Source organism: Bradyrhizobium sp. BRP19 (genome assembly GCF_020194195.1).
Taxonomy (GTDB): Bacteria; Pseudomonadota; Alphaproteobacteria; order Rhizobiales; family Xanthobacteraceae; genus Bradyrhizobium; species Bradyrhizobium yuanmingense.
The window spans coordinates 208,752-232,439 of the sequence record NZ_JADYVZ010000011.1; the positions used below are offsets into that span (position 1 = coordinate 208,752).

The following is a 23,688-nucleotide window of genomic DNA, read 5'->3' on the forward strand; positions in this document are numbered from 1 at the left end:
GGCTCAGGCGCTGCTCTTGTCGTGTACCCAGCGGCCGAGCAGATGATGGGCGATCGCGAACGGATGCGGGCCGGCGAGCCCGTCAGGATGCGTCCGCGTCAGCATCTTCGCCGCCTCGTCGCGCGTGAACCAGCGCGCGTCTTCCAGTTCCATGCGATCGACGACGATGTCCTCGTTCAGCGCCTGCGCGCTGCAGCCGATCATCAGGGACGACGGATAGGGCCAGGGCTGGGTCATGTAATATTGCACGTCGGTGCAGCGGATCCCGGACTCTTCGAATATCTCGCGGCGTACCGCGTCCTCGATCGTCTCGGCCGCCTCGACGAAGCCGGCAAGGCACGAATACATCCCTGCCGGAAACTGCTTCTGCCGGCCGAGCAGGCATTTGTCGCCGGACGCCACCAGCATGATGACGACGGGGTCGGTGCGCGGAAAATGCTCGGCCTTGCAAGCCGGGCAGTCGCGCTTCCAGCCGCCTTCCTTCATCGCGCTGCGCGCACCGCAATTTGCGCAATAGCCGTGGCGCTGATGCCAGCCGACCATCGACTTCGCCATCGCGACCGCCGAAAGCTCCTCGGGCGGGATCGCGCCCTGCATCGCCATGCCGCGCAGCTCGGTCACGGTATAGTCCTCGCGTCCCACCAGCTTCTCGGCGGCGGCCTGCGACATCCCCATGCCGAACACGGCCGCGCCATCGCGCAGGCCCAGAAAGATCGTGCCTGGATTTGCGCCGCATTTCAGCGCCTCGTCGACCCCGAGCAGCGCGCGCACCTTGTCGCCCTCGCGCTTCACCAGCAGCGAGTCGCGGTGGACGACGTAAGCGCGCGATGACGGCTTCTGCTCCAGCGCGAACAGCTTTTCATCGTCGCGGCGCAGATGCGCGGCGCGGTCGAGGACGTTGGTGACGAAAGCCGGCTGCCCCAGCGGAAACGCGTCGAATGCTGACATTTCTTGTTCTTTCAACCCAACCAGATCTTGCGGCGAAGCGCGCTGATGAAATTCTGCACTTCAGTGGCGTCGTGCGCCAGCGGCTGCATCACGCCCCACACCGGTCGCGGCCAGGCCGCATCACTGGTGCGTCGCGCAATGATGTGGACGTGCAGCTGCGGCACGAGGTTGCCGAGCGCTGCAACGTTCAGCTTGTCGCATTTCGTGATCTCCTTCAGCGCGCGCGACACGCGGGAGATCTCGGTCATCAACTGCGCCTGCTGCACCTCGTCGAGATCGATGATCTCGACCGTATCGGCGCGCCGCGGCACCAGCAGCAGCCAGGGATAATGCGCGTCCTTGATGACCAGCACCTTCGACAGCGGCAGATCGCCGATATCGATGGTGTCCTCTTTCAGGCGGGAGTGCAGCGACCAGGCGGGTTCGGGCATGAAGGCTCTCTGGATTGATTCTTACCGTCGCAGAGACCACGCCCCCAGACAACATCCGTATGCGCCGTGGTCCTTATGCGCCGGACCCGGTGGGACAGGCCGAATGAGGGCGAATTCGGCGCCGGAAGTCCTCAAGCGCCGTCGGAACAGCCCCAGACCCCGCTTGCTTTCCGCTCCCTTTGGCCCCAAATAGGGACCGGGAGATTGGCGGTGGACGAGCCACTCGCCAACCGGGTCAGGTCCGGAAGGAAGCAGCCCTAACGAGGTCCGGATCGGGTCGCTCGTCAGTCTCCTACCTGTTTTTCGAGCGAACCAGCGCCGGCGGCACCAGCCGCCAGCGCGCTCCTTTCCGCAAAAGCCGGCCAAGAGACATTTCATTGCGGATCGACCGATGACCGACGCTGGCGCCCCTCCCGATCCCGACAGCGCCGGCCAGGCCGGCAATGCGCCCTACCGGGTGCTGGCGCGCAAATACCGCCCATCCTCGTTCGACGACCTGATCGGCCAGGAGGCCGTGGTCCGTACCGTCTCCAATGCGTTCGAGACCGGCCGCATTCCGCAGGCCTGGATTCTCACCGGCGTCCGCGGGGTCGGTAAGACCACCACCGCGCGCATTCTCGCCCGCGCACTCAACTATGAGATGCCGGATGGATCGGTGAAGGGGCCGACCATCCACATGCCGACGTTGGGAGTTCATTGCCAGGCGATCATGGAAAGCCGGCACATGGACGTGCTGGAGATGGACGCCGCCTCGCATACCGGCGTCGACGATGTCCGCCAGATCAATGACAGCGTGCGTTATGCCCCCGCCAGCGCCCGCTACAAGGTCTACATCATCGACGAAGTCCACATGCTGTCGACGGCGGCGTTCAACGCCTTCCTGAAGACGCTGGAGGAGCCGCCGGAGCACGCCAAGTTCGTGTTCGCGACGACGGAGATCCGCAAGGTTCCGGTCACCGTGCTGTCGCGTTGCCAGCGCTTCGACCTGCGCCGCGTCGAGGCCGACGTGCTGATGAAGCACCTCGCCAGCATTGCGGCGAAGGAAAACGTCGAGATCGAGCCGGAAGCGCTCGGCATCGTTGCGCGCGCCGCGGAGGGCTCGGTGCGCGATTCGCTGTCGCTGCTCGACCAGGCGATCGCGCATGCGGCGGGGCAGGTGAAGGCCGATGCCGTCAGGCAGATGCTGGGCCTTGCCGACCGCACCCGGGTCATCGACCTGTTCGAGTCGCTGGCGCGCGGCGACATCGCGTCCGCCTTCAAGGAGTTCCGCGACCAATACGATGTCGGCGCCGATCCCATCGTCGTGCTCTCGGACCTCGCCGAGTTCGTCAATTTCGTCACCCGTGTGAAGGTCATCCCGGCGACCGCCGACAACGTCGCCTATGGAGAGACCGAGCGGGTGCGCGCCAAGGAGTTCGCCTCCAAGATCTCGATGCGCGTGCTGTCGCGGATGTGGCAGATGCTGCTTAAGGGCATCGCCGAGGTGCAGGCCGCAACGCGTCCCGCAGCCGCGGCCGAAATGGTTCTGGTGCGCATCGCCTATGTCGCCGACCTGCCGACGCCCGACGAAGCGATCAGAATGCTCGAGCAGAACGGCGGCGGCTCGCCGGTCGTGAACGGCGGAAGTAGCGCGCGCAGCGGCGCGCCGGCCGCGCCGGTTGCCTCCGCAGCGCCGATGTCAGCTGCGCCCGTGCGCATGCCGACAGCCTCGGCTCCAGCGTTTGGCGGTGGCGCCCGGCCGCAGATGGCGGCCCCCGCGCCGGATACGCAAGGGGCGGCGCCCCAGCTGCGCATCGCGAGCTTCACCCAGCTGGTTGCGCTCGCAGGGCAGAAGCGCGACATCATGACCAAGAGCGCGCTCGAAGGCGACATGCGCCTCGTCCGTTTCGAGGAGGGGCGGCTGGAAGTCGCGCTCGAGCCCAACGCTTCCAAGACCATGATCTCGGAACTTGCGAAGAAGTTCGAGCTGTGGACCGGCCGCCGCTGGACCGTGATCGTCTCCAACGAGCAGGGCCAGCCGACTTTGCGTTCGGTGAACCAGGCGGCCAAGCAGGAGCATGCCCGTACCGCGGAAGCCGATCCGCGCGTGCAGGAGGTGCTGTCGCGTTTCCCCGGCGCCAAGGTCGTCGAGGTCCGCAGGCTTGCTCCCGAGACGCCGGAAACCGATATTAACGCCGACTATGGCAGCGACGATCCGCCCGACGGTTCCGACGGCGACGATCTCTGAACCATTCTTTCCAAGGACACGCACCCATGGCTGATTTTCTCGGCATGATGAAACAGGCGGCGCAGCTGCAATCCAAGGTGCAGGAGATGCAGGACCAGCTCGCCAACGTCGAGGTCGAAGGCATTTCCGGCGGCGGTCTCGTCGCCGTGCGCATGACCGCGAAGATGGACGTCAAGAGCATCAAGATCGATCCTTCGCTGATGAAGGCCGAGGAGCGCGAGGTGCTGGAAGACCTGCTCGTCACCGCCCTCGCTGATGCGCGCCGCAAGGCCGAGACCGCCATGCAGGAGAAGATGCAGGCCCTCACCGGCGGGCTCGGCCTGCCGCCGGGGCTGTTCGGCCAATAAGATGGGCGCTGTTGCAGGTCCCGAGATCGAGCGGCTGGTCCAGCTGCTCGCGCGGCTGCCGGGCCTCGGTCCGCGCTCGGCGCGGCGCGCGGCGCTGCATCTGATCAAGAAGCGCGAAGCGCTGATGATGCCGTTGTCGAGCGCCTTGCAGGTGGCGCTGGACAAGGTCCAGGTCTGCAAGACCTGCGGCAACATCGACACGCAAAACCCCTGCACCGTCTGCACCGATCCGAAGCGCGATCCTGCCATCATCGTCGTCGTCGCCGATGTCGCCGACCTCTGGGCGCTGGAGCGCGCCAATGCCACCCAGGGGCGCTATCACGTGCTGGGCGCGACATTGTCGCCGCTCGACGGCGTCGGCCCGCAGGACCTCACCATCGACGCGCTGGTGGCGCGCGCGCATGATTCGCAAGTGCATGAAATCATCCTGGCGCTGAATGCGACGGTGGACGGCCAGACCACGGCGCATTACATCACCGACCTGCTTCAGGACGCCAATGTGAAGGTGACGCGGCTCGCCCACGGGGTTCCCGTCGGCGGCGAGCTTGATTATCTCGATGAAGGTACGCTATCGGCTGCGATGCGGCAGCGCACCCTGTTCTAGAGCGTTTTCGAGCGAAGTGGATACCGGTTCGCGTGAAGAAAACGCGTCAAAACAGGAATCTCCATCCAGACTTTACGGAACGGACGACATGACGAAACTTTTCGCCACGCGATGGGCTTTGGTCGCGACGATGCTGATGCTGGTGACCCCGGCCATCTCCGCGCAGCAGGGCGACGCGGCGCTGCCGCCGTCCAAGCCCGGCAAGCCGATCAACACTGGCGATGTGCTCTCCGGCGAGCTCAACGCGATGAAGGTGCGCGACGTCAAGAACGGCAAGCGCGTCGCGACCTACCAGATCACGTCGGAACCGCGCCGCCTGCCGCCGCCGAACGGGCTCTGCAATCTCGAAACCGGCCCCGAGACGTTCCAGCTCGTCACCTCCAGCGAGGCGCAGGCCGCCCAGCTGAAATCCTTCGTCGGCAAGGAGATCTCCGTGAAGGTGGACGAAGTCGCCTGCGCCAGCGATCCCGGCCAGATGAGCGAGGCCGTGATCACGAAGTGGAGCCTGATCAAGAAGCAGTAGGGGGGGAGTCGTCTCCCCGATTCCGGTGTCATCGCCCGCGAAGGCGGGCGATCCAGTACGCCGCAGCTTCTCGGTCGATCACGACTGTCTCGGAGTACTGGATGCCCCGCCTTCGCGGGGCATGACAGGGGTGCCTACACCCGCACCGGCCCCAGTGCCTCGAAATGCCCGCGCTTCTGCAAGTACGCCAGCAACATCAGGCTCGGGATGGCGACGAGGACGGAGATCGCGAAGAACATCGGCCAGCCCGTCGCTTTCGCCAGATAGCCTGCGCCCGACGACAAATAGGTCCGTCCCACCGCGGCGAGCGCCGTCAGCAGTGCATATTGGGTCGCCGTGTGCAGCGGGTTCTGGCACAGCGCCGAGAGATAGGCGACGAAGATCACGGTGCCGATGGCGTTGCAGAAATTGTCGGAGGTGATCGCGAGGGTCAGCGCCCATTCGTTGACGCCGACAATCGCAAGCCACGAGAACGACAAATTGGACATCGCCTGCACGATGCCGCCGATCCACAGGCTGGTCGCGAGCGAATAGCGTCGGGCCACGAAGCCGCCGGCAAAGCCGCCGGCCAGGGTCGCGATGATGCCGACGCCCTTGACGATCACGGCATAGTCGTTCCGCGTGAAGCCGATGTCGATGACGAACGGCACGGTCATGTTGCCGGAGAACGCGTCGGTGAACTTGAACAGCACGACGAAGGCGAGCACGACCCATGCTTCCTTGCGTCGCAGGAATTCCGAGAACGCGCCCAGCGCCGCATGGAACACCCGCGTGAGCGCGCCCTCGTCCTGCGTGGCGGCCTCGGCGCGCGCGGATTGTGCGGGCTCGGTGGCGGCGAGCGCAGTCGCCGTGCCGATCAGCACCAGAGCCGCCATCACCACATAGCCCCACATCCAGGCGGCGCCACGCGGGACGATCGCCTCGAAGCCGGTGACGATGAATAGGGCGCCTGCAGTCGAGACCAACATGCCGATGCGATAGGCCGCGACATAGGCGGCCATGCCGGCGGCCTGCTCGCTTTCGGGCAGGCTCTCGACGCGGAACGCGTCGACCACGATGTCCTGCGTCGAGGACATCGTCGCGACCAGCAGCGCGCCGAGCGCGACCAGCAGCGGCGAACGTGCCGGATCGGTCAGCGCCAACAGCAGAATCGCGCCGATCAGCAGCAGCTGCGCAAACACCAGCCACCCGCGGCGACGTCCGAAGGCCTGCGTGAACAACGGCACATGCAGCGCATCGACCAGCGGCGCCCACAGGAACTTGAGCGTGTATGGCGTTCCAACCAGCGCAAACAGCCCGATCGTTCCAAGATCGACCCCGGCTTCGGCCATCCACACCAGCAGCGTCGATCCCGACAGTGCCAGCGGCAGCCCCGAGGAGAAGCCGAGAAACAGCACGATCAGCACCCGCGGCTGCAGGTAAACAGCAAGGCTGTCGCGCCAGGAGGGCGAGGCGGTGGAAGTCGCGGCGGGGGAGGTCGCGTCGGGTGCGGTCATGGGGGGCGTGTTAGCAGATTCTGGGGGAAAAGACCCTCGCGGTAGCTGGTGAGACGGGAGAGCTTCCAACACGCTCGGTGTCATCGTCCGCGAAGGCGGACGATCCAGTACTCCGCGGCGTCTCGGTTCAACCACTCGGGCTGCGGAATACTGGATGCCCCGCCTTCGCGGGGCACGACAGTGTGCCCTAGTCTCACTCCCCCGCCTGGAGCTTGCGCGGAAACAGCTCTGCCGCTCCCGTCGCCACCAGGCGCGGCGCCTCCGGCGCATCGCTCTTGCTGAAATCGAGCTCCTCGATTCGCCCTGCGCGCTTTTCGATCTTGTCGGCGGAGATCAGCACCTGGCGGACGTCCTCGTTCACGTCGGCAAAATGCTTTTGCAGCTTGAGCACGCGGTCGCGCAGGCGCCCCAAATCGTCGCCGAGCTTGATCACCTCGGTGCGGATCTGGTCGGCGGCGTCGCGCATGCGCGCGTCTTTCATGATCTGCTGCATCACCTGGATCGCGAGCATCAGCAGCGACGGCGACACCAGCACGACGCGGGCGCGATAGGCCTTCTGGATCACGTCGTCGAAGCCGTCATGGATCTCGGCATAGACCGATTCCGACGGCACGAACATCAGCGCCATCTCCTGGGTCTCGCCGGTGACGAGGTATTTTTCCGCGATGTCGCTGACATGCTTCATCACGTCGCCGCGCAGCCGCTGCGTGGCAACGCGCCGCTCCTCGTCGGTGCGGGCGTCGTGCAGCGCCGTCATCGCCTCCAGCGGAAACTTCGCATCGATGCACAGCGGGCGCTGGTCGGGCAGGAACACGACGCAGTCCGGCCGTTTTCCGGTCGAGAGCGTGAACTGGAACTCGTAGGAGCCCTTGGGCAGACCGTCCTGGACGATTGCCTCCATCCGCGCCTGGCCGAAGGCGCCGCGCGACTGCTTGTTGGCGAGTACGTCGCGCAGAGTGGTCACCTGCGTGGTGAGGTCGGTGAGGTTCTTGTGCGCGTTGTCGATGATGCCGAGCCGTTCATGCAGCGCGCGCAGGCTCTCCATGGTGTTGCGGGTCGAATGTTCCATGGACTGGCCGACTCGATGCGTCACCGAATCAAGCCGCTCGTTGACCGCGCGCGCCATCTCGGCCTGGCGTCCCGCCAGCGCCTGGGTCATGGCGTCGACCCGCCCCGAGGCCTCGCTCTGGGCGTGCAGCACCTGGGCGAGCCGCTCCTCGAGCTCGTCGGCCCGGATCGCGTTCGCCATGGCGAGTTCCGCGCCACGCCGCCCCGAGCGCGCGATCACGACCGCAATCACAACCAGCAGGATGAGGACGAGCGCACCGAAGCCGATCAGCGCATCGACGATGCGCACCGGCCAGTCGCCCAGCATGACAATGATCTCGTTCATGCCGCCTTGTAGCCGATTCGCTGCGCTCTCGCGAACGAAGAGGGAACATTCTGGGTTAACCGGCCCCTAATTTTCATGGTTAATGAAAGGTGAAGTTTTATGGTTAGCGAGGGGTTAACGGGTTCCGGGCCGCATTGACCGCATCCGGCGCGCGGCTTAAATCGCGGCCATGGCCCTCAGAGAAATCATCATCCTGCCCGACAAGCAGCTGCGCCTGGTCTCCAAGCCGATCGAGAAGGTCACGGCGGAGATCCGCAAGCTTGCCGACGACATGTTCGAGACCATGTACGACGCGCCCGGCATCGGGCTGGCGGCGATCCAGGTCGCGCAGCCCTTGCGTCTGATCACGATGGACCTCGCCAAACGCGACGAGAACGGCGAGACCAAGCCGCTGCCGCGCGTCTTCATCAATCCCGAGATCATCGCCTCGTCCGAGGAACTGTCGGTCTACGAGGAAGGCTGCCTCTCGATCCCGGAATATTACGAGGAGGTCGAGCGGCCCGCGAAGGTGCGCGTGCGCTTCACCGATCTCGACGGTAAGGTGCACGAGGAGGATGCCGAAGGCCTCTACGCCACCTGCATCCAGCACGAGATCGACCATCTCAACGGCGTGCTGTTCGTCGACTATCTGTCGAAGCTCAAGCGCGACCGCGTCATGAAGAAGTTCGAGAAAGCCGCCAAGCGCGCGGCGGAGTGATAATTCCTCCGCCGTCATGCCCGGGCTTGTCCCGGGCATCCACGTTCTTTGCCGCCGCGAGCAGGACGAACGTGGATGGCCGGGACAAGCCCGGCCATGACGAGTACCTTGCTCGTTTCAAGGATTGTCTCGTCACATGCCCCTCCGCCTCATCTTCATGGGCACGCCCGATTTCTCCGTGCCGACGCTGCTCGAGCTGGTCGCGCATGGCCACGAGATCGCGGCCGCCTACACCCGCGCGCCGAAGCCGGGCGGCCGGCGCGGCCTGCAATTGCAGCCGACCCCGGTCGAGGAGGCCGCGCGAAAGCTGGGCATTCCCGTGCTGACGCCGAAGACGCTGAAGACCGAGCAGGCGCTGGCGGAGTTCCGCGCCTTCGATGCGGACGCGGCCGTCGTCGTCGCCTATGGCATGATCCTGCCACAGGCGATCCTCGATGCGCCAAAACTCGGCTGCTACAATCTGCATGCCTCGCTGTTGCCGCGCTGGCGCGGCGCCGCGCCGATCAACCGCGCCATCATGGCCGGCGATGCCGAGAGCGGCGTGATGGTGATGAAGATGGATGTCGGCTTAGATACCGGCGACGTCGCCATGGCCGAGCGCATCACGATCACCGACGGCATGACCGCGCTCGACCTGCACGATCGTCTGTCCCGCCTTGGCGCCGACCTGATGGTGCGCGCGATGGCCGCGCTCGAACGCGGCGGGCTCCAGCTCAAGGCGCAGAGCGCGGACGGCGTCACCTACGCCGCCAAGATCGAGAAGGCCGAGGCGCGGATCGACTGGACCAGGCCCGCGCGCGCGGTGCTGCGCCACGTCCATGGCCTCTCGCCCTTCCCCGGCGCCTGGAGCGAGCTTGACGATGCCCGCGTCAAAATCCTGCGTTGCGAGTTGGCGCAAGGCGCCGGCGCGCCTGGCGAAATGCTCGACGATCAGCTTACCGTCGCCTGCGGCGACGGCGCCATCCGCATCATCGAGCTGCAGCGCGAGGGCAAGGCCCGCATGCAGGCCGCGGACTTCCTGCGCGGCGTGCCGTTAAAGGCGGGATCCAAATTCACCTGACACTGTCATACCCCGCGAAGGCGGGGTATCCAGTACGCCGAGGCTTCTCGGTCAATCGGATAAGCCGCGGAGTACTGGGTTGCCCGCCCCAGTGCGCAACAGCGCACAAGGCGGGCAATGACGACGAAACTGGACACGATGCCCCGCTACAAGCTCACCATCGAATATGACGGCGCGCCGTTCTTCGGCTGGCAGGTGCAGGACACGCTGCCATCGGTGCAGGGCGCGCTGCAAGCCGCGGTGAAGGCGATGACTGGTTCGGATCTGCGCGTGCACGGTGCCGGCCGCACCGATGCCGGCGTGCATGCACGCGGCCAAGTCGCCCATGTCGACGTCGACAAGCAGTTTCCGTCGGGCCGTTTTCGCGACGGGCTCAACGCGCATCTGCGCCCGCATCCGATCGCGGTGCTCGAGGCCGAGATCGTGCCCGACGATTTCGAGGCGCGCTTCTCGGCGGTCAAGCGCCACTACCGCTATCGCATCGTCAACACTCGCGCCAATCTCGCGCTCGATGTCGGCCACGCCTGGCGCGTGCCGCGCAAGCTCGATGCCGACGCAATGCACGCGGCGGCGCAGCGCCTGCTCGGCAAGCACGATTTCACCACCTTTCGCGACACCGAGTGCCAGGCCAAATCGCCGGAGAAGACGCTCGACCAGCTCGACGTGATCCGCGATGGCCGCGAGATCAACGTCATCACCTCGGCGCGCTCGTTCCTGCACAGCCAGGTGCGCTCGATGGTGGGATCCCTGGTCTGGGTCGGCGAGGGCCGCTGGACCGCCGACGATCTCTCCGCCGCACTCAAAGCCCGCAACCGCGCCGCCTGCGGCATCGTCGCCCCGCCCGAGGGGCTGTATTTGATGAAGGTGGATTATTAGGCGAGCGGCGCAGAGAGCGGGCACGCTCTCGCCAAACCTCGGTGTCATGCCCCGGCTTGACCGGGGCATCCAGTACGCCGCGGCCTCTCGGCTCAATCACTGCCGTCTCTGGAATACTGGATCGCCCGGTCAAGCCGGGCGATGACGGTCGTGTTTGTGGAGGCAACACTGCCTCAAGCAAAATACCGCGCCAAAATCCCGCGATACACTTTCGTCAGCCTCTCCAGATCCGCCACCGGCACGCGCTCGTCGACCTGGTGCATGGTCTGCCCGACCAGGCCGAACTCGATCACGGGGCAATAGCTTGAAATAAACCGCGCATCCGACGTGCCGCCTGACGTCGACAGCTCGGGCTTGCGTCCCGTCACCTCCTCGATCGCGGAGACCGCGAGATCGGTGAACGGACCCGGCTTGGTCACGAACACGTTCGAGTTGGAGGGCTCCCACACGATGCGGGCCTTGATGCGGTTGCCGCAGGCTTTGGCGAGACGCGTCTCCACCAATTCACGCAAGCTCGCCTGGGTGTGGTTGTCGTTGTAGCGGATGTTGAATCTTGCGCGGGCCTCGCCGGGGATGACGTTGAAGGCCTTGTTGCCGACGTCGACCGAGACGAATTCGAGATTGGACGCCTGGAATTGCGCGCTGCCATGGTCGAGCGGCTCGTCGGAGATCGCGACGATCAGCCGCGAGATATCAGGCACCGGATTGGAGGCGCGGTGCGGATAGGCGACGTGGCCCTGCACGCCGTCGACGACGAGCGTGCCGGATTGCGAGCCGCGCCGGCCGATCTTGATGGTGTCGCCGAGCGTCTCGACGTTGGAAGGCTCGCCGAGCACGCAATGGTCGAATTTCTCACCGCGCTCGGCGACCCATTTCAGCAGCTTGATGGTGCCGTTGATCGAGACGTCTTCCTCGTCGCCGGTGATCAGGAACGAGATCGAGCCCTTTCCGTCGCTGCGCGGCTTGCCGCCGTTGGCGGCGAGATGCTCCAGCACCGCGGCGACCGAGCAGGCGATGCCGCCTTTCATGTCGACCGCGCCGCGGCCATGCAGCACGCCGTCCTTCACCTCTCCGGAGAACGCGCCGACGCTCCAGGCGCTCTCGTCGCCGGGCGGCACCACATCGGTGTGGCCTGCGAAGGTGATGTGCGGACCGTCGGTGCCGATCCGAGCGTAGAGATTGTCGACGTCGGCGGTGCCTTCCTCGCTGAAGGTCACGCGGTGACAGGTGAAGCCGGCAGCGCCCAGGATTTTTTCGAGCACCCCGAGCGCGCCGGCATCGGCCGGAGTGACTGAAGGGCAACGGATCAGGTCGCGGGCAATGGAGAGAGCATCGGTCATGCGCCCCGCTTAACATGCATGCCGCCGGGTGGGCTAGCGCTGGGCGGAACAATTTCGATCTCGCGGCCCTGGTCCCAGCTCTTCGCAGGCGGCGAGGCGGGCGTGGACTCATACGCGATCCCGGCCAGCGGATCAGGCCCGAACCGGTTATCGCCGACAGTGCCGGGCACGCAGAGCATCTCGACGAGACCCCACAGCCACAGCATCGAAGCGGCGAGGTTGAAAAGAAGCATCACGCTGGTGTCGGGGAGCAGGTCCGAGAACTGGTTGAACAGGCCGGGCACGAGGAAAAACGGAACGAGCCACCAGCCGCTCCTGTCACGGTCGTGCAGCCGCTTGATCGCCGTTGCCAGATAGACCCACAGGAACAGCGACATGCCGAATGCCCTCAGGATCAGGGGCGCGCGGTCGGTAGACGCGAGTGAAGGGTGTTCCCGGGGATCGGCCAGCTTGAACAGATCGCCAAGGCCGAAATCGAGCTTGAGCGAGAGCTTCAACGATCCGTCGGCATTGGGCAGATGAATGATCTGACCGATCACCTCCAGCAAGCCTGCCAGCAGCGCAACGATCAACAGCGCCTGCCACAGCAGGGCGCGATTGATGCGGCCGTCGAAGCGGAATAGGTACCAGATCCAGTCCATGCGAGTGGCTCCGGGCGGAATGGCCGCCCGGAAATTGGTCGCGATGGAGGGAGGGTGGGTTCGATCCTAGCAGCGAATGGTGAATGGTGAATGGCAAGTAGGATTGGCGCCCTATTCGCCACTGGCCATTCGCTACTCGCCTTGCATCAATCCCGCAGCAGCTCGTTGATGCTGGTCTTCGACCGCGTGCGCTCGTCGACGCGCTTGACGATCACGGCGCAAGCGGTGCTCGGGCCGATCTGGCCGTTCTTCATCGGCTTGCCGGGCAGCGCGCCGGGCACCACGACGGAATATTCCGGCACTTCGCCCATGAAGACCTCGCCGGTCTCACGGTCGACAATTTTGGTCGAGGCTCCCAGGAACACGCCCATCGCCAGCACCGCGCCCTTGCGCACGATCACGCCTTCGGCGACTTCCGAGCGCGCGCCGATGAAGCAATCGTCCTCGATGATGACCGGCTCGGCCTGCAGCGGCTCGAGCACGCCGCCGATGCCGGCGCCGCCCGAGATGTGCACGCGCTTGCCGATCTGTGCGCAGGAGCCGACGGTGGCCCAGGTGTCGACCATCGTGCTCTCATCGACATAGGCGCCGAGATTGACGAAGGACGGCATCAAGACGACGTTCTTGGCGATGAAGGCCGAGCGGCGCACCACCGCACCCGGCACCGCGCGAAAACCGGCATCGCGAAAGCGGTTTGGGCCCCAGCCTTCGAATTTCGAGGGCACCTTGTCCCACCAGCTTGCCTTGCCGGGGCCGCCGCCAATGACGTCCATGTCGTTGAGGCGGAACGACAGCAGCACGGCCTTCTTCAGCCATTGATTGACCTTCCACTTGCCGTCGCTGCCGCGCTCGGCAACGCGCGCCTCGCCCTTGTCCAGGATCTCCAGCGACTGGTCGACGGCCTCGCGCACCTCGCCCTTGGTCGTGGTCGAGATGCCGTCACGCGCCTCGAAGGCGCTGTTGATGGTCGATTCGAGGGCTGCAAGGGACATCGTGATTTCCTCTGGGAAGCGCGTGGTTTCGCGAGAATTGGAGCGCTTTTTCGGGATTTGGCGGAGCGGAGTCAAGGCTGCGTTCTGGATCACCACCCGGGAAGACCCGTAGCCCGGATGGAGCGAAGCGCAATCCGGGACAGTCTCTCCGCAGCTACGCCAGCCCCGGATTACGCTGCGCTCCATCCAGGCTACGAAATCACCCCGACAACTTTGCCAAAAACCCCGCCAGATCATCCGTGACGTGGTCGACATGGGCGGCGTCGCGGCCTTCCAGCTCCCAGTCCTCGCGCACCACCTCCTTGGTGCCGTCGGGCACCACCAACACGGTGGTCATGCCGAGCCGGTAGGGGACGGTGAGGTTGCGGGCGAGGTCCTCGAACATGGCGGCGCGGGTCGGATCGACCGCATGCTGGCCGAGGAACTTGCGGTAGGTCTGCTCCGCCGGCTTCGGTTCGAACTCGGCGGCGATGATGTCGAACACGCCGTCGAAATGGCCGGCGAAGCCGAGCCGCGCCAGCACGGCATCGACATGGTCGACCGAGCCGTTGGTGAGGATCAGCTTGCGGCCCGGCAGCTTTGCGATGGCCGCGCCAAGCGCCGGATTCGGCTCCAGCGGAGAGTGGTCGATCTTGTGGACATAGGCGAGGTAGTCGTCGGCGGAGACGCCGTGCAGGGTCATCATGCCGCGCATCGTGGTGCCGAAGCGGCGATAATAGTCTTTCTGGATCGCCCGCGCTTCCTCCGGGCCGACATTCAGCCAGTTGCAGACGAACTCCCCGATCCGCGCATCGACCTGCTGCCACAGATTGACGTGATGCGGATAGAGCGTGTTGTCGAGGTCGAACACCCAGGTGTCGACATGGTTGAAGCTGCGGGGGAAGGTCATATCGGCATTCTCAACTTGTCGTCCCGGGGCGCGCGAAGCGCGAGCCCGGGACCCATAACCCCAGGGAGGAGTTTTGCGAAGACTCGGGGTGACCAGCTTCCCTCCGCAACCACTCCCTGGGGTTATGGGTCCCCGCCTTCGCGGGGACGACGGCGGAGCTTGTGGATGCTTGCGTGCTGATCATTGCGCCAATCTCACGGCACGGCAAAGCGCAGCGTCTTGCCGCCGCTCGACATGTCTACCGCGCCGAAGCCCGTTGGCGCAAAGCCGCGCGCGCCGCAATCGGTCTGCTCGCTGGTCTCGAACTTGGTCTCGCGTGTGCAGAGCTGCCTGTCGCCGCCCCAATTCAGCGGCTTGTCCTTCAGCTTGACGATTCGGTTGTCGGCGTCGACCGCTTCCGCGAAGCTGAAGATCTGCTTCGGCTGGCCTGATACATCGGGGTGCAGGCAGGTCTTGGGATCGATGCGATACCAGCCGCGGCTGGTCACGGCCTTGCCGTCGTCGGTCGCGATCGCCGCCATCACCTTGTGCGGCGTGTCGTTGCACCAGGTGAGGCCGGTCGCGGACGGCGTCTGCACGGCATCGACCATGGTCTTGAAGAAGTTCTGCGAGCCCACGATGTCGGACGACAAGCCCCGGCTCTTTAGAAATGCGGCCAGCGCGCTCTGCGTCTTTGGCCCGTCGACCCCATCGATCGGCGCGGCGTCGTAGCCTGCGATCACCAGGAGCCGCTGGATGCCGGCGAGGCGCGCCTGCTCGTCGTCATATTCGGAATCCTCAGCGAGATAAGCGACGAGGTTGCCGTCCGGGCTTTGCGTCGGCGTCACCTGCGTGAAGGGAACCTGCGTCTGGCCGCTGCGGCACTGCCGCGCCGCCGCGATGACGAAATTGTCCTGCGCGACGCACAGCATGTCGTTGCCGCTTTGCGGGATCGGGGACGCGCCGTAGACGCCGAGCGCGCGCGCGTTGAGCAGGATGCGGTCGGCGGTCAGCGTGCCCTGCACCACCACGCGGCAGGCGGCGGGATCGATCCTGAACCAGCCGCGCGTCGCGGTGGCCGCCTTGTCGTCGATGCCGATCGCGGCCTCGACCACATAGGACATGCGGTTGCAGATCTTGAGGTCGGCGATCGCCGGCGCCGAGGAGAAGAAGAAGGAGACAGTTGCGGCAGGCAGCGTCATCAGGAAGCGGGTGAGGGGGGAGCGGCGTGGATGACGCTCTCTCAAATCGTCATGGCCGGGCTTGACCCGGCCATCCACGTCTTTGCCGCGAGAAGAAAGGTCGTGGATGCCCGGGACAAGCCCGGGCATGACGACCTTCTTCCGCTGCTCGCGTTCCCGCATCACTTGTGGATCAGCGTGCCCGTGCCCTGGTTGGTGAAGAGCTCGAGCAGCACCGCGTGCTGCATCTTGCCGTCGATGATGACGACGCCCTCGACGCCCTGCTCCAGCGCGTAGATGCAGGTCTCGACCTTCGGGATCATGCCGCCGGAGATGGTTCCGTCGGCGATCAGTTTTCGCGCGTCCTTCACCGACAATTGCGGGATCAGCTTCTTCGACTTGTCGAGCACGCCGGGCACGTCGGTGAGCAGCAGCAGGCGCTTGGCTTTCAGCGCGCCGGCGACGGCCCCTGCAAAGGTGTCGGCGTTGATGTTCAGCGTCTGGCCCTCTTTCGAGGTTGCGAGCGGCGCCAGCACCGGGATCAGCTCGTAGCCGATCAGCTGGTTGAGCAAAGTGAGGTCGACCTTCTCGGGGTCGCCGACGAAGCCGAGATCGATCGCCTTCTCGATGTTCGAGTCGGGATCGACGATGGTGCGCGTCGTCTTGGTCGCCTTCACCATGTTGCCGTCCTTGCCCGACAGGCCCACCGCCTTGCCGCCGGCCTCGTTGATGTAGCCGACGATCTGCTTGTTGACGGAGCCGGCGAGCACCATCTCGACGATCTCGATGGTCGCGGCATCGGTGATGCGCAGGCCCGCGGCGAATTCCGAGACGATCCCAAGACGCTTGAGCATGGTCGCGATCTGCGGCCCGCCGCCATGCACCACCACCGGATTGATCGCGGTCTGCTCCAAGAGCACGATGTCGCGGGCAAAGTTCTTCGCGGTCTCCTCGTCGCCCATGGCATGGCCGCCATATTTGATGACGATGGTTTCCTCGTCATATTGCTGCATGTGCGGCAGCGCTTCGGACAGGATGCGGGCCTGGTCGAGCGGAGAGATGTCGGTCATGTCGCGGTCTCGCTGGCGGGTCGAATGGTGCGCGTTCTATCCGATTGGCGGGGACAGCGCAAAGGTGTGGCAGCTATGTAGCCCGGATGGAGCGCAGCGTAATCCGGGATTCGTCGCCGCAGACACCGGTCCCGGATTGCGCTGCGCTCCATCCGGGCTACGGATTCAGCGCTTCGCCGCCACCGCCGCCACGCTTACCGCCAGCCAGCTCGCAATCATCACCATTCCGCCCGTCGGCGCCGCCATCGGAAACAGCGCGTGCCCGGCATACTGCCGCAAGGTGAGGTCGCCTGCGAACAGCGCGGCACCGATCGCGAAGCCGAACGTCGCCACGATTCCAATTCCGCCGTGCAGAAGGCCGCGCGTGAGCAAGGCGATGGTCGCAAGTATGGCACTTGCATGAAACAGCAGCATGGCGCTGGCGGAGGCAAGACGGCTCGCGTCGGCACCATGGGCGGACGCGGCGGCCAGCGCGACGCCGGCGGCGCCCATCAAGCCGGCAAGCCCGATCAGCAGGCGGTGCGCTGCCATCACGAGGCCCGCTCTTCCAGGAGCTTCGCCATCGCGGCGCGAAGCTCGGCCATGCCGGTCGCGCTGCGCGACGAGGTCGCGAGCACGGTCGGGAACGCGGCCGGATGCTTGGCGAGCACGGCCTCGGTCTCGGCGATGCGTGCTTGCAGCTCGGCGACTTTCACCTGGTCGGCCTTGGTCAGCACGATCTGGTAGCTGACGGCGGAGCAGTCGAGCGTCTTCAGCACCTCGAGATCGACATCCTTGATCCCGTGCCGCGCATCGATCAGCACGTAGACGCGCGCGAGACTGGCGCGTCCCAGCAGGAATTTGTGGATCAGCTCGGTCCAGGACGCGACCTGGCTCTTCGGCGCCTTGGCATAGCCGTAGCCGGGCATGTCGACGAGGCGCAGGTCGTTCTTGCCGGGGACCTCGAAGAAGATCAGCTCCTGGGTGCGGCCCGGCGTATGCGAGGTGCGCGCCAGCGCGTTGCGGCCCGTGAGCGCGTTGATCAGGCTCGACTTGCCGACATTGGAGCGCCCGGCAAAGGCGATCTCCAGCCCCGCCATCGGCGGCAGCGTTTCGATCGAAGGGGAGGCCCAGATGAACTGCCAGTCGCGGGCGAACAGTTTTCGCCCGGCCTCGATCAGTCGCTCGTCGGTCTTCTCGTTCATGCGAGCGGTCTATCCTCTCGTCATGGCCGGGCAAAAGCGCGAAGCGCGTCCTTCCCAACCAAATGTCCCGGCCATCCACGTCTGACTGTGAGGCACCCTCCTAAACGTGGATGCCCGGGACGAGCCCGGGCATACGCTGTGGAGGCAGTTTGCCTGACATTATCGAAGGACTACGTCGCCTTCCTCGCGAACGTCGCCTTGAGATTGTCGAGTAATTCCACCTTCACGCCGTTGCGGCGCATGATGTAGCCCTGCTGGACCACCGAGAGCAGGTTGTTCCAGGCCCAGTAGATCACGAGGCCCGCCGGGAATCCCGCCAGCATGAAGGTGAAGATCAGCGGCATCCAGTTGAAGATGATCTGCTGCGTCGGATCCGGCGGCGTCGGATTCAGCTTCATCTGGATCCACATCGTGATGCCCATGATGATCGGCCAGATGCCGAGCGCGAGGTAATAGCCGAACACCGGAATCGTGGTCGGATCGAACGGGATGAGCCCGAACAGGTTGAAGAGATTGGTCGGGTCCGGCGCGGAGAGGTCCTTGATCCAGCCGAAGAACGGCGCGTGCCGCATCTCGATGGTGACGAACAGCACCTTGTAGAGCGCGAAGAACACCGGAATCTGGATCAGCACGGGCAGACAGCCGGCGACCGGATTGATCTTCTCCTTGCGGTAGATCTCCATCATCTCCTGCTGCTGCTTCACCTTGTCGTCGGGATAGCGCTCCTTCAGTGCCAGCAGCTGCGGCTGGATCGACTTCATCTTCGCCATCGAGGCGTAGGACTTGTTCGCCAGCGGGAAGAACAACAGCTTCACGATCACCGTGACGAGCAAGATCGAGACGCCGAAATTGCCGAAGAAGCGGAAGAAGAAGTCGAGGCCGAGGAACATCGGCTTGGTGAGGAAATAGAACCAGCCCCAGTCGATCAGCAGGTCGAACTGGTTGAGGCCGAGCGCCTTGTTGTAGCCGCCGAGGCCCGCGAGCGGGAAGTTGATGCCGACCACGCCGGCTTCCTTGGCGCCTGCGAACAGCCGCGCGTTGGCCGTCGCGGTGCCGCCGATCGCGACGGTGACGGGGTCGAGCAGATAGTCGGTCTGGTAGGTATGGACCTTGCCGACCGGGTTGGACGAGAAGCGCGCCTGGAGCTGGGCGTTGGTATCCGGCAGCAGCGCGGAGGCCCAGTATTTGTCGGTGATGCCGAGCCAGCCATTGGTGGCCTTGAAGTTCACCTGCTTGGCTTCGTCGATCTTGCTGTAGGCATATTCCTGCAGCCTGTGTTCGCCGAGATAGCCGATCAGGCCCTCATGTAGGATATAGTAGCCGGAGACATGCGGCGCGCCGTGGCGCGAGATCAGCGCGAACGGATAGAGCGTGACGGGCGCGTTGCCGACATTGCTCACCTCGTCCTTGATGGTGAAGAGATAATGGTCGTCGACGGCGATGGTGCGGCGGAAAGTCAGGCCGTCGCCATTGTCCCATTTCAGCACCACGGGCGTCGACGGCGTCAGGCTGCCGCTGCCCTCCTGCTGCCAGACGGTCTGGGCATCCGGCATCTTTGCCGTCACGCCCGTCGCTGCAACCCAGCCGAACTCGGCGTAATAGGGCTCCGCCGTGCCCGACGGCGAATAGAGGACGATCGGCGGCGATTTCGGATCGACCGTCTCGCGATATTGCACCAGCGCGATGTCGTCGATGCGGCCGCCCTTCAGCGAGATGCTGCCGGCGATCCGCGGCGTCTCGATCTTGACGCGCGGGCTCGCTGCAATGGCAGTCTCGCGCGAAACGACCGCTTGGGGCGGGCTCGCGGCCGGCGTCGACGGCTGGGCCGCGCCGGGCTGCGGCGCGCTGCCCGGCGTCGGGGACGCGCCCGGCTGCGGCGTGCTGCCCTTCTGGAGCTCGGACTGCGCCTGCTGCTGGGCGCGCTGCTTCTCCATCTGCGGCACGTTGTAGAAGTACTGCCAGGCGATCAGCACCAGGCCGGACAGAATGACGGCGAGGATGGTATTGCGATTGTCGGTCATCTCGATTGTCTCGTCATCAATCCGGTTTGCGGCTGGTCGCTGCGGCGTGACCCGGCCTGTGGCCGCGCGCTTTGGCCGTATGCCGCGCGGGCTTCGTGAACGCTATGCGCAGATCGTCGAGCATGGTGGCGAAGTCGCGCGAGAGCGCGTCCTTTCGTCCGACCAGGACATAATCATGGTGGGGCTGCATCGATGTCGGATCGAGCCGCTTCACCAGTTCGCGCAACCGGCGCCGGATGCGATTGCGCTCGGGGGCGTTGCCGTTCTTCTTGGTGACGGTGAAGCCGATCCTGACAGCGCCGGAATCATCGCGGCGGCGGCTTTGCAGGACGAACGCGGGACTATTCACCCGCGCGCCATTGGCAACGGCGAGGAAATCCGCCCGCTGCCTCAGCCGATCCATGATGAAATCCCAAAAAGGGGGTCCGGCTCAGGCGCTCAGACGCTTGCGGCCGCGGGCGCGGCGGGCGGCGAGAACCTTGCGGCCGCCGGCAGTGGCGAGACGGGCGCGGAAGCCGTGACGGCGCTTGCGCACCAGTTTGCTGGGTTGATAAGTCCGCTTCACGGGTTTTTCTCCGCTGACCGGGCAATTTGCCTGTAGAATTGATGGTAAAGTCCGGAAGATACGGCCCAAAACGGGCCCTTTTTCGGCCCCAAGAGAGCCGCTCCCGGTGTCGCACCGGGTCATCGCGGACAATTCGCGCGGCTTATAAGGGAGCGCCTTGTCTTCGTCAACGCCGCACAAGCGCGCGATTGTGGTGAATATCGCTGTTTGCGCGGCGTTTTTAACCCTTGAGGTGGCGACTCGCGCTATCAGCGCTTACATCACACCTCGGCAGATTAGCGATCCGTAATTTGACCGGACATCGGTCGGGTCGCATCCTCCATCAGCCAAGGCCAACAGGGGCGAGTTTCGTGCCAGCCACAGATCGCCAGCCGATCCAGGATCTGGATCAGCCAGACCAGCCGGCGACGCGGCCCCGCGGCTCGCGCGGGCTCGGGTTGTCCGGCAAGCTGCTGCTGCTCACCATTCCCTTGGTGATGATCGCCGCGGTGCTGCTCTACGTGCCAGCCATCGCGAATTTCTGGGTCAACCGGCTGAATGATCGCGTCGCGGCGGCCAACACCGCGGCGCTGGTGCTGGATGCGGCGCCGCTCGGCATGGTCCCCGATTCGCTGTCGCGGCAGATCCTGAAGAGCATCAATGCCCGCGCCGTCGCAATCAAGATGGGCCAGCAGCGCCGGCTGCTCGCCAGCGACAACATTCCCGCCGCCATCGAGCACGACATCGACCTGCGCGACATGACGGCTTGGGAGGCGATCACCGGCTCGTTCCGGATGATGCTGGAGACCGGCAACCAGGCCATCCGCATCGTCGGCCCCGGGGTCGGCAATGCACAGTTCATCGAGATCGTCACCGACGAGCTGCCGCTGCGGAAGCAGATGTACCGCTTCTCCCGCAACCTCGTCGTGGTCGCGTTGATCATCGCGGTGCTGACCGCGGGCCTCGTCTATCTCGCGCTTCATTATCTCTTCGTGCGCCCGATGCGGCGGCTGACCGCGAGCCTGGTCGGCTTCCACGAGAATCCCGAGAGCTCGGCCGGCATCATCGTGCCGAGCCAGCGCAGCGACGAGATCGGGGTCGCCGAGCGCGAATTGTCCGACATGCAGCGCGACCTGATGTCGATGCTGAATCAGAAGAGCCGGCTCGCTGCCCTCGGCCTCGCGGTCTCCAAGATCAACCACGATCTGCGCAATCTGCTCGCCTCGGCCCAGCTGCTGTCGGATCAGCTCGCCAGCGTGCCGGATCCGCGCGTGCAGCGCTTTGCGCCCAAGCTCGTGCGCTCGCTCGAGCGCGCCATCGCCTTCTGCCAGTCGACATTGTCCTACGGCCGCGCCCAGGAGGCCGCACCCGACCGCCGCATGATCCTGATCGAGCCTGTTGTGATGGAGGTGCGGGAGACCGCGGGGCTCGCCAACGACGCCTCGATCGCCTGGGTCGCCGCGATCGAGCGCGGGCTCGCGGTCGACGCCGATCCCGACCAGCTGTTCCGGGTCTTGCTCAACCTCGTCCGCAACGCCGCCCAGGCGCTCGAAAGCCATGCGGCGGGTGAGGGGCGCGTGCAGCAGATCCGGATCACCGGAAAGCGCGAAGGCGCCGTCGCCATTCTCGAGGTCTCCGACACCGGCCCCGGCGTTCCCCCGAAGACCCGGGAGCGCCTGTTCGAGGCCTTCCAGACCTCGGGCCGCCCCGGCGGCAGCGGCCTTGGCCTCGCCATCGCCGCCGAGCTGGTCCGCGCCCATGGCGGCGAGATCCACCTGGTCGAGGGCACCATCGGCGCCACGTTCCGCATCGTCATCCCCGACCGTCCCGTGGAACTGCTCTCCATCCGCAACGAGCGCCAGAGGGCTTAAGGCTAGGCCAGCGGCCGACTGAAACGAGCTGGGCCATCGCCATTCCTTCCGTCATTCCGGGACGACCCGAAGGGTCGGGCCCGGAATCCATAACCCCGGCTGGTGGTTATGGATTCCGGGCTCGCGACTTCGTCGCGCCCCGGAATGACGAAGAGAAGTGCGGAAATGCCCCAAAATACCGGCGAGCCGGACCTTGCCAATCGGGACAAGAGCGGTTAGTCAGAGCGCTCTTTCGCACCCCCTCCGGCTCCGCCGGGGGCTGCTTGCGGGCCCTGCCCGCGCTGTTTGCGAAACACGCGCCCGTAGCTCAGCTGGATAGAGCATCAGACTACGAATCTGAGGGTCGGACGTTCGAATCGTTCCGGGCGCGCCAGCTAACTCCTTAAAATAACACAGGTTTCGAGATTGGCCTGGAGCAACCCCGGACTAGAATTTCCATTTAGTCTGGGATTTAGTCTGGGGATTTTATTGCGATTGCGGATCCCGTGACGGAGAACGAACCCAAGAGGAGCGCTGGATTTCCCGAGCTGCGTAACCGACCATCGAAGATCGTGCGGCGGCGCCATCAGAAAATATGGCTGGGTCGGTCTGCGAGAAGGTCCACCGGCTGAAAGTTGCTAGTACCTCGCCACTCAAGCCGCCAGCGGTTGCTTTTCACTTTCGGAAAGCCACTTCGCATCGTCGATTCCATTGCTGAGAAAGGACAGAATGACGAAGTCGAGGATTGCAGCCGGAAGAGCCTCGATGATGAACATCCATTGCCAGCCGTGCATTTCCTCAGCCTGCGAGAAGACATCCATAATCCAACCGGAGAGCGGTGCGCCAAGTATGAGGGAGATCGGCTGCGCAACGAATAGCAGGGCGGCGACGCGTCCCGGACGTTGCGAGGGATGCCAATAGTTGACGATGGGCGGGTGCCGTTGTCGATCATCGGCCGTGACAATGCTTGTATTTCCGGCCTGACTGGCACGGGCACCGCTCGTTTCGGCCGACCTTGGTTCGACGCTGCTGGGGTGGCGCCGCTGGCCCGTTGCGCGCCGCAAGAAGCTTCTGCATTGCCGGAGGAATAACAACCTTTCTCTGCGGCGGCGGGCCGGACCGGCGAAGGCGTGTAATGAGGCGGCGCCGCCCCTTGGGCAGCAGCGGGCGGATGGCTGGCGGGTTTCTGCCAATGACCTGCTCTGGCGATAGGCCAAGGAGGTCATAATACTCTTCACCGAGCCGTTCCGTTTCCTGGAGCGTGAGGTCGTAGGCCCCGAGCTTGAACATCGCCAGTGCTCGGTTGTAGCGAAAGATGCGATGGTGCTGGTCGCTTTTTGGAAGGCGCTCCTCAACCTCGGCAAGCATGTCCCCGCATTCAATACATAGTAGGGC

At 65.0% G+C, this 23,688-nt stretch carries 25 protein-coding genes, 1 tRNA gene and 1 other RNA gene; 10 read left to right on the plus strand and 17 right to left on the minus strand.

Translation table 11 applies throughout. The annotated features are described in order from the left end of the window. Positions 1-3: 3 nt before the first annotated feature. Together nudC and I6F36_RS28040 are read right to left on the minus strand one after the other, a co-directional pair. The gene (gene nudC / locus I6F36_RS28035; RefSeq protein WP_225172596.1) at positions 4-948 is read right to left on the minus strand and encodes an NAD(+) diphosphatase; all 945 of its coding nucleotides are present in this window, start codon (positions 946-948) and stop codon (positions 4-6) included. 11 nt (positions 949-959) lie between these two features. Next, positions 960-1,379, minus strand: coding sequence for an HIT domain-containing protein (locus I6F36_RS28040; protein ID WP_225172597.1), 420 nt, complete (start codon positions 1,377-1,379; stop codon positions 960-962). 199 nt (positions 1,380-1,578) lie between these two features. Between I6F36_RS28040 and ffs the strand changes: the two genes are divergently transcribed. The 5 genes from ffs to I6F36_RS28065 all read left to right on the plus strand — a co-directional run bounded on the left by ffs (position 1,579) and on the right by I6F36_RS28065 (position 5,080). Continuing rightward, positions 1,579-1,675, plus strand: an RNA gene (ffs, locus tag I6F36_RS28045) — signal recognition particle sRNA small type. A gap of 95 nt (positions 1,676-1,770) precedes the next feature. Further along, positions 1,771-3,606 (plus strand): DNA polymerase III subunit gamma/tau, encoded by a 1,836-nt coding sequence (locus I6F36_RS28050; protein ID WP_036014106.1) that lies wholly within the window; start codon positions 1,771-1,773, stop codon positions 3,604-3,606. A 26-nt stretch (positions 3,607-3,632) separates the two neighbouring features. Beyond that, positions 3,633-3,953 carry a YbaB/EbfC family nucleoid-associated protein gene (locus I6F36_RS28055; RefSeq protein WP_225172598.1) on the plus strand — a complete coding sequence of 107 codons (321 nt, stop codon included), beginning with the start codon at positions 3,633-3,635 and terminating at the stop codon, positions 3,951-3,953. A 1-nt stretch (position 3,954) separates the two neighbouring features. Beyond that, positions 3,955-4,557 carry a recombination mediator RecR gene (gene recR / locus I6F36_RS28060; protein ID WP_036026497.1) on the plus strand — a complete coding sequence of 201 codons (603 nt, stop codon included), beginning with the start codon at positions 3,955-3,957 and terminating at the stop codon, positions 4,555-4,557. An 88-nt stretch (positions 4,558-4,645) separates the two neighbouring features. After that, on the plus strand, positions 4,646-5,080 hold the full coding sequence (locus I6F36_RS28065) for a hypothetical protein (protein ID WP_036041781.1): 435 nt from the start codon (positions 4,646-4,648) through the stop codon (positions 5,078-5,080). A gap of 134 nt (positions 5,081-5,214) precedes the next feature. On the opposite strand, the gene I6F36_RS28070 is transcribed toward I6F36_RS28065, so the two are convergent. Both I6F36_RS28070 and I6F36_RS28075 read right to left on the minus strand, forming a co-directional pair. After that, positions 5,215-6,576 (minus strand): MFS transporter, encoded by a 1,362-nt coding sequence (locus I6F36_RS28070; protein ID WP_225172599.1) that lies wholly within the window; start codon positions 6,574-6,576, stop codon positions 5,215-5,217. Between the two features lie 193 nt (positions 6,577-6,769). After that, positions 6,770-7,969 carry a DNA recombination protein RmuC gene (locus I6F36_RS28075; protein WP_036026501.1) on the minus strand — a complete coding sequence of 400 codons (1,200 nt, stop codon included), beginning with the start codon at positions 7,967-7,969 and terminating at the stop codon, positions 6,770-6,772. Positions 7,970-8,138: 169 nt separating this feature from the next. On the opposite strand from I6F36_RS28075, the gene def reads away from it, so the two are divergent. The 3 genes from def to truA all read left to right on the plus strand — a co-directional run bounded on the left by def (position 8,139) and on the right by truA (position 10,602). Further along, positions 8,139-8,666 carry a peptide deformylase gene (gene def / locus I6F36_RS28080; RefSeq protein ID WP_036041776.1) on the plus strand — a complete coding sequence of 176 codons (528 nt, stop codon included), beginning with the start codon at positions 8,139-8,141 and terminating at the stop codon, positions 8,664-8,666. A gap of 136 nt (positions 8,667-8,802) precedes the next feature. Next, positions 8,803-9,726 (plus strand): methionyl-tRNA formyltransferase, encoded by a 924-nt coding sequence (gene fmt, locus I6F36_RS28085; RefSeq protein WP_225172600.1) that lies wholly within the window; start codon positions 8,803-8,805, stop codon positions 9,724-9,726. Between the two features lie 138 nt (positions 9,727-9,864). Further along, the gene (truA, locus tag I6F36_RS28090; protein ID WP_225172606.1) at positions 9,865-10,602 is read left to right on the plus strand and encodes a tRNA pseudouridine(38-40) synthase TruA; all 738 of its coding nucleotides are present in this window, start codon (positions 9,865-9,867) and stop codon (positions 10,600-10,602) included. Positions 10,603-10,775: 173 nt separating this feature from the next. On the opposite strand, the gene dapE is transcribed toward truA, so the two are convergent. The 11 genes from dapE to rpmH form a co-directional block, all read right to left on the minus strand. Further along, entirely contained in the window at positions 10,776-11,942 is a 1,167-nt protein-coding gene (dapE, locus tag I6F36_RS28095; RefSeq protein WP_225172601.1) for a succinyl-diaminopimelate desuccinylase, read from the minus strand. Then, positions 11,939-12,583, minus strand: coding sequence for a DUF805 domain-containing protein (locus I6F36_RS28100; RefSeq protein ID WP_036014086.1), 645 nt, complete (start codon positions 12,581-12,583; stop codon positions 11,939-11,941). Before I6F36_RS28100 ends, dapE begins: the two co-directional genes overlap by 4 nt. Before the next feature lie 146 nt (positions 12,584-12,729). Continuing rightward, the gene (gene dapD, locus I6F36_RS28105) at positions 12,730-13,575 is read right to left on the minus strand and encodes a 2,3,4,5-tetrahydropyridine-2,6-dicarboxylate N-succinyltransferase (RefSeq protein WP_057027810.1); all 846 of its coding nucleotides are present in this window, start codon (positions 13,573-13,575) and stop codon (positions 12,730-12,732) included. Between the two features lie 199 nt (positions 13,576-13,774). Continuing rightward, entirely contained in the window at positions 13,775-14,464 is a 690-nt protein-coding gene (locus tag I6F36_RS28110; RefSeq protein WP_057027530.1) for a pyrimidine 5'-nucleotidase, read from the minus strand. 194 nt (positions 14,465-14,658) lie between these two features. Continuing rightward, complete coding sequence (locus I6F36_RS28115) at positions 14,659-15,645, minus strand: DUF1036 domain-containing protein (protein ID WP_036026517.1); 987 nt, start codon at positions 15,643-15,645, stop codon at positions 14,659-14,661. A 161-nt stretch (positions 15,646-15,806) separates the two neighbouring features. Continuing rightward, positions 15,807-16,694: an acetylglutamate kinase gene (gene argB / locus I6F36_RS28120; protein ID WP_036014067.1), complete on the minus strand. Its 888-nt coding sequence runs from the start codon at positions 16,692-16,694 to the stop codon at positions 15,807-15,809. 165 nt (positions 16,695-16,859) lie between these two features. After that, positions 16,860-17,225 (minus strand): DUF423 domain-containing protein, encoded by a 366-nt coding sequence (locus I6F36_RS28125; protein ID WP_225151140.1) that lies wholly within the window; start codon positions 17,223-17,225, stop codon positions 16,860-16,862. Next, the gene (gene yihA / locus I6F36_RS28130; protein WP_225172602.1) at positions 17,225-17,878 is read right to left on the minus strand and encodes a ribosome biogenesis GTP-binding protein YihA/YsxC; all 654 of its coding nucleotides are present in this window, start codon (positions 17,876-17,878) and stop codon (positions 17,225-17,227) included. Before yihA ends, I6F36_RS28125 begins: the two co-directional genes overlap by 1 nt. A gap of 170 nt (positions 17,879-18,048) precedes the next feature. Continuing rightward, positions 18,049-19,899 carry a membrane protein insertase YidC gene (yidC, locus tag I6F36_RS28135; RefSeq protein ID WP_036041754.1) on the minus strand — a complete coding sequence of 617 codons (1,851 nt, stop codon included), beginning with the start codon at positions 19,897-19,899 and terminating at the stop codon, positions 18,049-18,051. A 16-nt stretch (positions 19,900-19,915) separates the two neighbouring features. Further along, positions 19,916-20,302, minus strand: a complete 387-nt coding sequence (rnpA, locus tag I6F36_RS28140; RefSeq protein ID WP_225172603.1) for a ribonuclease P protein component — start codon at positions 20,300-20,302, stop codon at positions 19,916-19,918. A 27-nt stretch (positions 20,303-20,329) separates the two neighbouring features. Next, the gene (rpmH, locus tag I6F36_RS28145) at positions 20,330-20,464 is read right to left on the minus strand and encodes a 50S ribosomal protein L34 (protein ID WP_008542748.1); all 135 of its coding nucleotides are present in this window, start codon (positions 20,462-20,464) and stop codon (positions 20,330-20,332) included. A 350-nt stretch (positions 20,465-20,814) separates the two neighbouring features. Here rpmH and I6F36_RS28150 point away from each other — a divergent pair, with 350 nt between their 5' ends. Beyond that, the gene (locus I6F36_RS28150) at positions 20,815-22,314 is read left to right on the plus strand and encodes a HAMP domain-containing sensor histidine kinase (RefSeq protein ID WP_036014057.1); all 1,500 of its coding nucleotides are present in this window, start codon (positions 20,815-20,817) and stop codon (positions 22,312-22,314) included. Between the two features lie 296 nt (positions 22,315-22,610). Further along, positions 22,611-22,687, plus strand: a tRNA-Arg gene (locus tag I6F36_RS28155). A gap of 259 nt (positions 22,688-22,946) precedes the next feature. On the opposite strand, the gene I6F36_RS40030 is transcribed toward I6F36_RS28155, so the two are convergent. Together I6F36_RS40030 and I6F36_RS40035 are read right to left on the minus strand one after the other, a co-directional pair. Continuing rightward, a complete protein-coding gene (locus I6F36_RS40030) occupies positions 22,947-23,114 on the minus strand; it encodes a hypothetical protein (RefSeq protein ID WP_225140945.1) in 168 nt (55 codons plus the stop codon). A gap of 127 nt (positions 23,115-23,241) precedes the next feature. Next, on the minus strand, positions 23,242-23,661 hold the full coding sequence (locus I6F36_RS40035) for an SEC-C metal-binding domain-containing protein (RefSeq protein WP_369418358.1): 420 nt from the start codon (positions 23,659-23,661) through the stop codon (positions 23,242-23,244). Positions 23,662-23,688: the final 27 nt, after the last annotated feature.

Excerpts from the sequence above, each read along its gene's own strand:
- yidC (WP_036041754.1), bottom strand. The coding sequence starts at position 19,899 with ATGACCGACAATCGCAATACCATCCTCGCCGTCATTCTGTCCGGCCTG.
- yihA (WP_225172602.1), bottom strand. The coding sequence starts at position 17,878 with ATGAACGAGAAGACCGACGAGCGACTGATCGAGGCCGGGCGAAAACTG.
- nudC (WP_225172596.1), bottom strand. The coding sequence starts at position 948 with ATGTCAGCATTCGACGCGTTTCCGCTGGGGCAGCCGGCTTTCGTCACC.
- I6F36_RS28055 (WP_225172598.1), top strand. The coding sequence starts at position 3,633 with ATGGCTGATTTTCTCGGCATGATGAAACAGGCGGCGCAGCTGCAATCC.
- I6F36_RS28040 (WP_225172597.1), bottom strand. The coding sequence starts at position 1,379 with ATGCCCGAACCCGCCTGGTCGCTGCACTCCCGCCTGAAAGAGGACACC.
- I6F36_RS40035 (WP_369418358.1), bottom strand. The coding sequence starts at position 23,661 with ATGCTTGCCGAGGTTGAGGAGCGCCTTCCAAAAAGCGACCAGCACCAT.
- recR (WP_036026497.1), top strand. The coding sequence starts at position 3,955 with ATGGGCGCTGTTGCAGGTCCCGAGATCGAGCGGCTGGTCCAGCTGCTC.
- dapD (WP_057027810.1), bottom strand. The coding sequence starts at position 13,575 with ATGTCCCTTGCAGCCCTCGAATCGACCATCAACAGCGCCTTCGAGGCG.
- I6F36_RS28115 (WP_036026517.1), bottom strand. The coding sequence starts at position 15,645 with ATGACGCTGCCTGCCGCAACTGTCTCCTTCTTCTTCTCCTCGGCGCCG.
- I6F36_RS28110 (WP_057027530.1), bottom strand. The coding sequence starts at position 14,464 with ATGACCTTCCCCCGCAGCTTCAACCATGTCGACACCTGGGTGTTCGAC.
- truA (WP_225172606.1), top strand. The coding sequence starts at position 9,865 with ATGCCCCGCTACAAGCTCACCATCGAATATGACGGCGCGCCGTTCTTC.
- I6F36_RS28075 (WP_036026501.1), bottom strand. The coding sequence starts at position 7,969 with ATGAACGAGATCATTGTCATGCTGGGCGACTGGCCGGTGCGCATCGTC.
- rnpA (WP_225172603.1), bottom strand. The coding sequence starts at position 20,302 with ATGGATCGGCTGAGGCAGCGGGCGGATTTCCTCGCCGTTGCCAATGGC.
- dapE (WP_225172601.1), bottom strand. The coding sequence starts at position 11,942 with ATGACCGATGCTCTCTCCATTGCCCGCGACCTGATCCGTTGCCCTTCA.
- fmt (WP_225172600.1), top strand. The coding sequence starts at position 8,803 with ATGCCCCTCCGCCTCATCTTCATGGGCACGCCCGATTTCTCCGTGCCG.
- I6F36_RS40030 (WP_225140945.1), bottom strand. The coding sequence starts at position 23,114 with ATGGATGTCTTCTCGCAGGCTGAGGAAATGCACGGCTGGCAATGGATG.
- I6F36_RS28100 (WP_036014086.1), bottom strand. The coding sequence starts at position 12,583 with ATGGACTGGATCTGGTACCTATTCCGCTTCGACGGCCGCATCAATCGC.
- I6F36_RS28125 (WP_225151140.1), bottom strand. The coding sequence starts at position 17,225 with ATGGCAGCGCACCGCCTGCTGATCGGGCTTGCCGGCTTGATGGGCGCC.
- I6F36_RS28050 (WP_036014106.1), top strand. The coding sequence starts at position 1,771 with ATGACCGACGCTGGCGCCCCTCCCGATCCCGACAGCGCCGGCCAGGCC.
- I6F36_RS28070 (WP_225172599.1), bottom strand. The coding sequence starts at position 6,576 with ATGACCGCACCCGACGCGACCTCCCCCGCCGCGACTTCCACCGCCTCG.
- I6F36_RS28065 (WP_036041781.1), top strand. The coding sequence starts at position 4,646 with ATGACGAAACTTTTCGCCACGCGATGGGCTTTGGTCGCGACGATGCTG.
- def (WP_036041776.1), top strand. The coding sequence starts at position 8,139 with ATGGCCCTCAGAGAAATCATCATCCTGCCCGACAAGCAGCTGCGCCTG.
- argB (WP_036014067.1), bottom strand. The coding sequence starts at position 16,694 with ATGACCGACATCTCTCCGCTCGACCAGGCCCGCATCCTGTCCGAAGCG.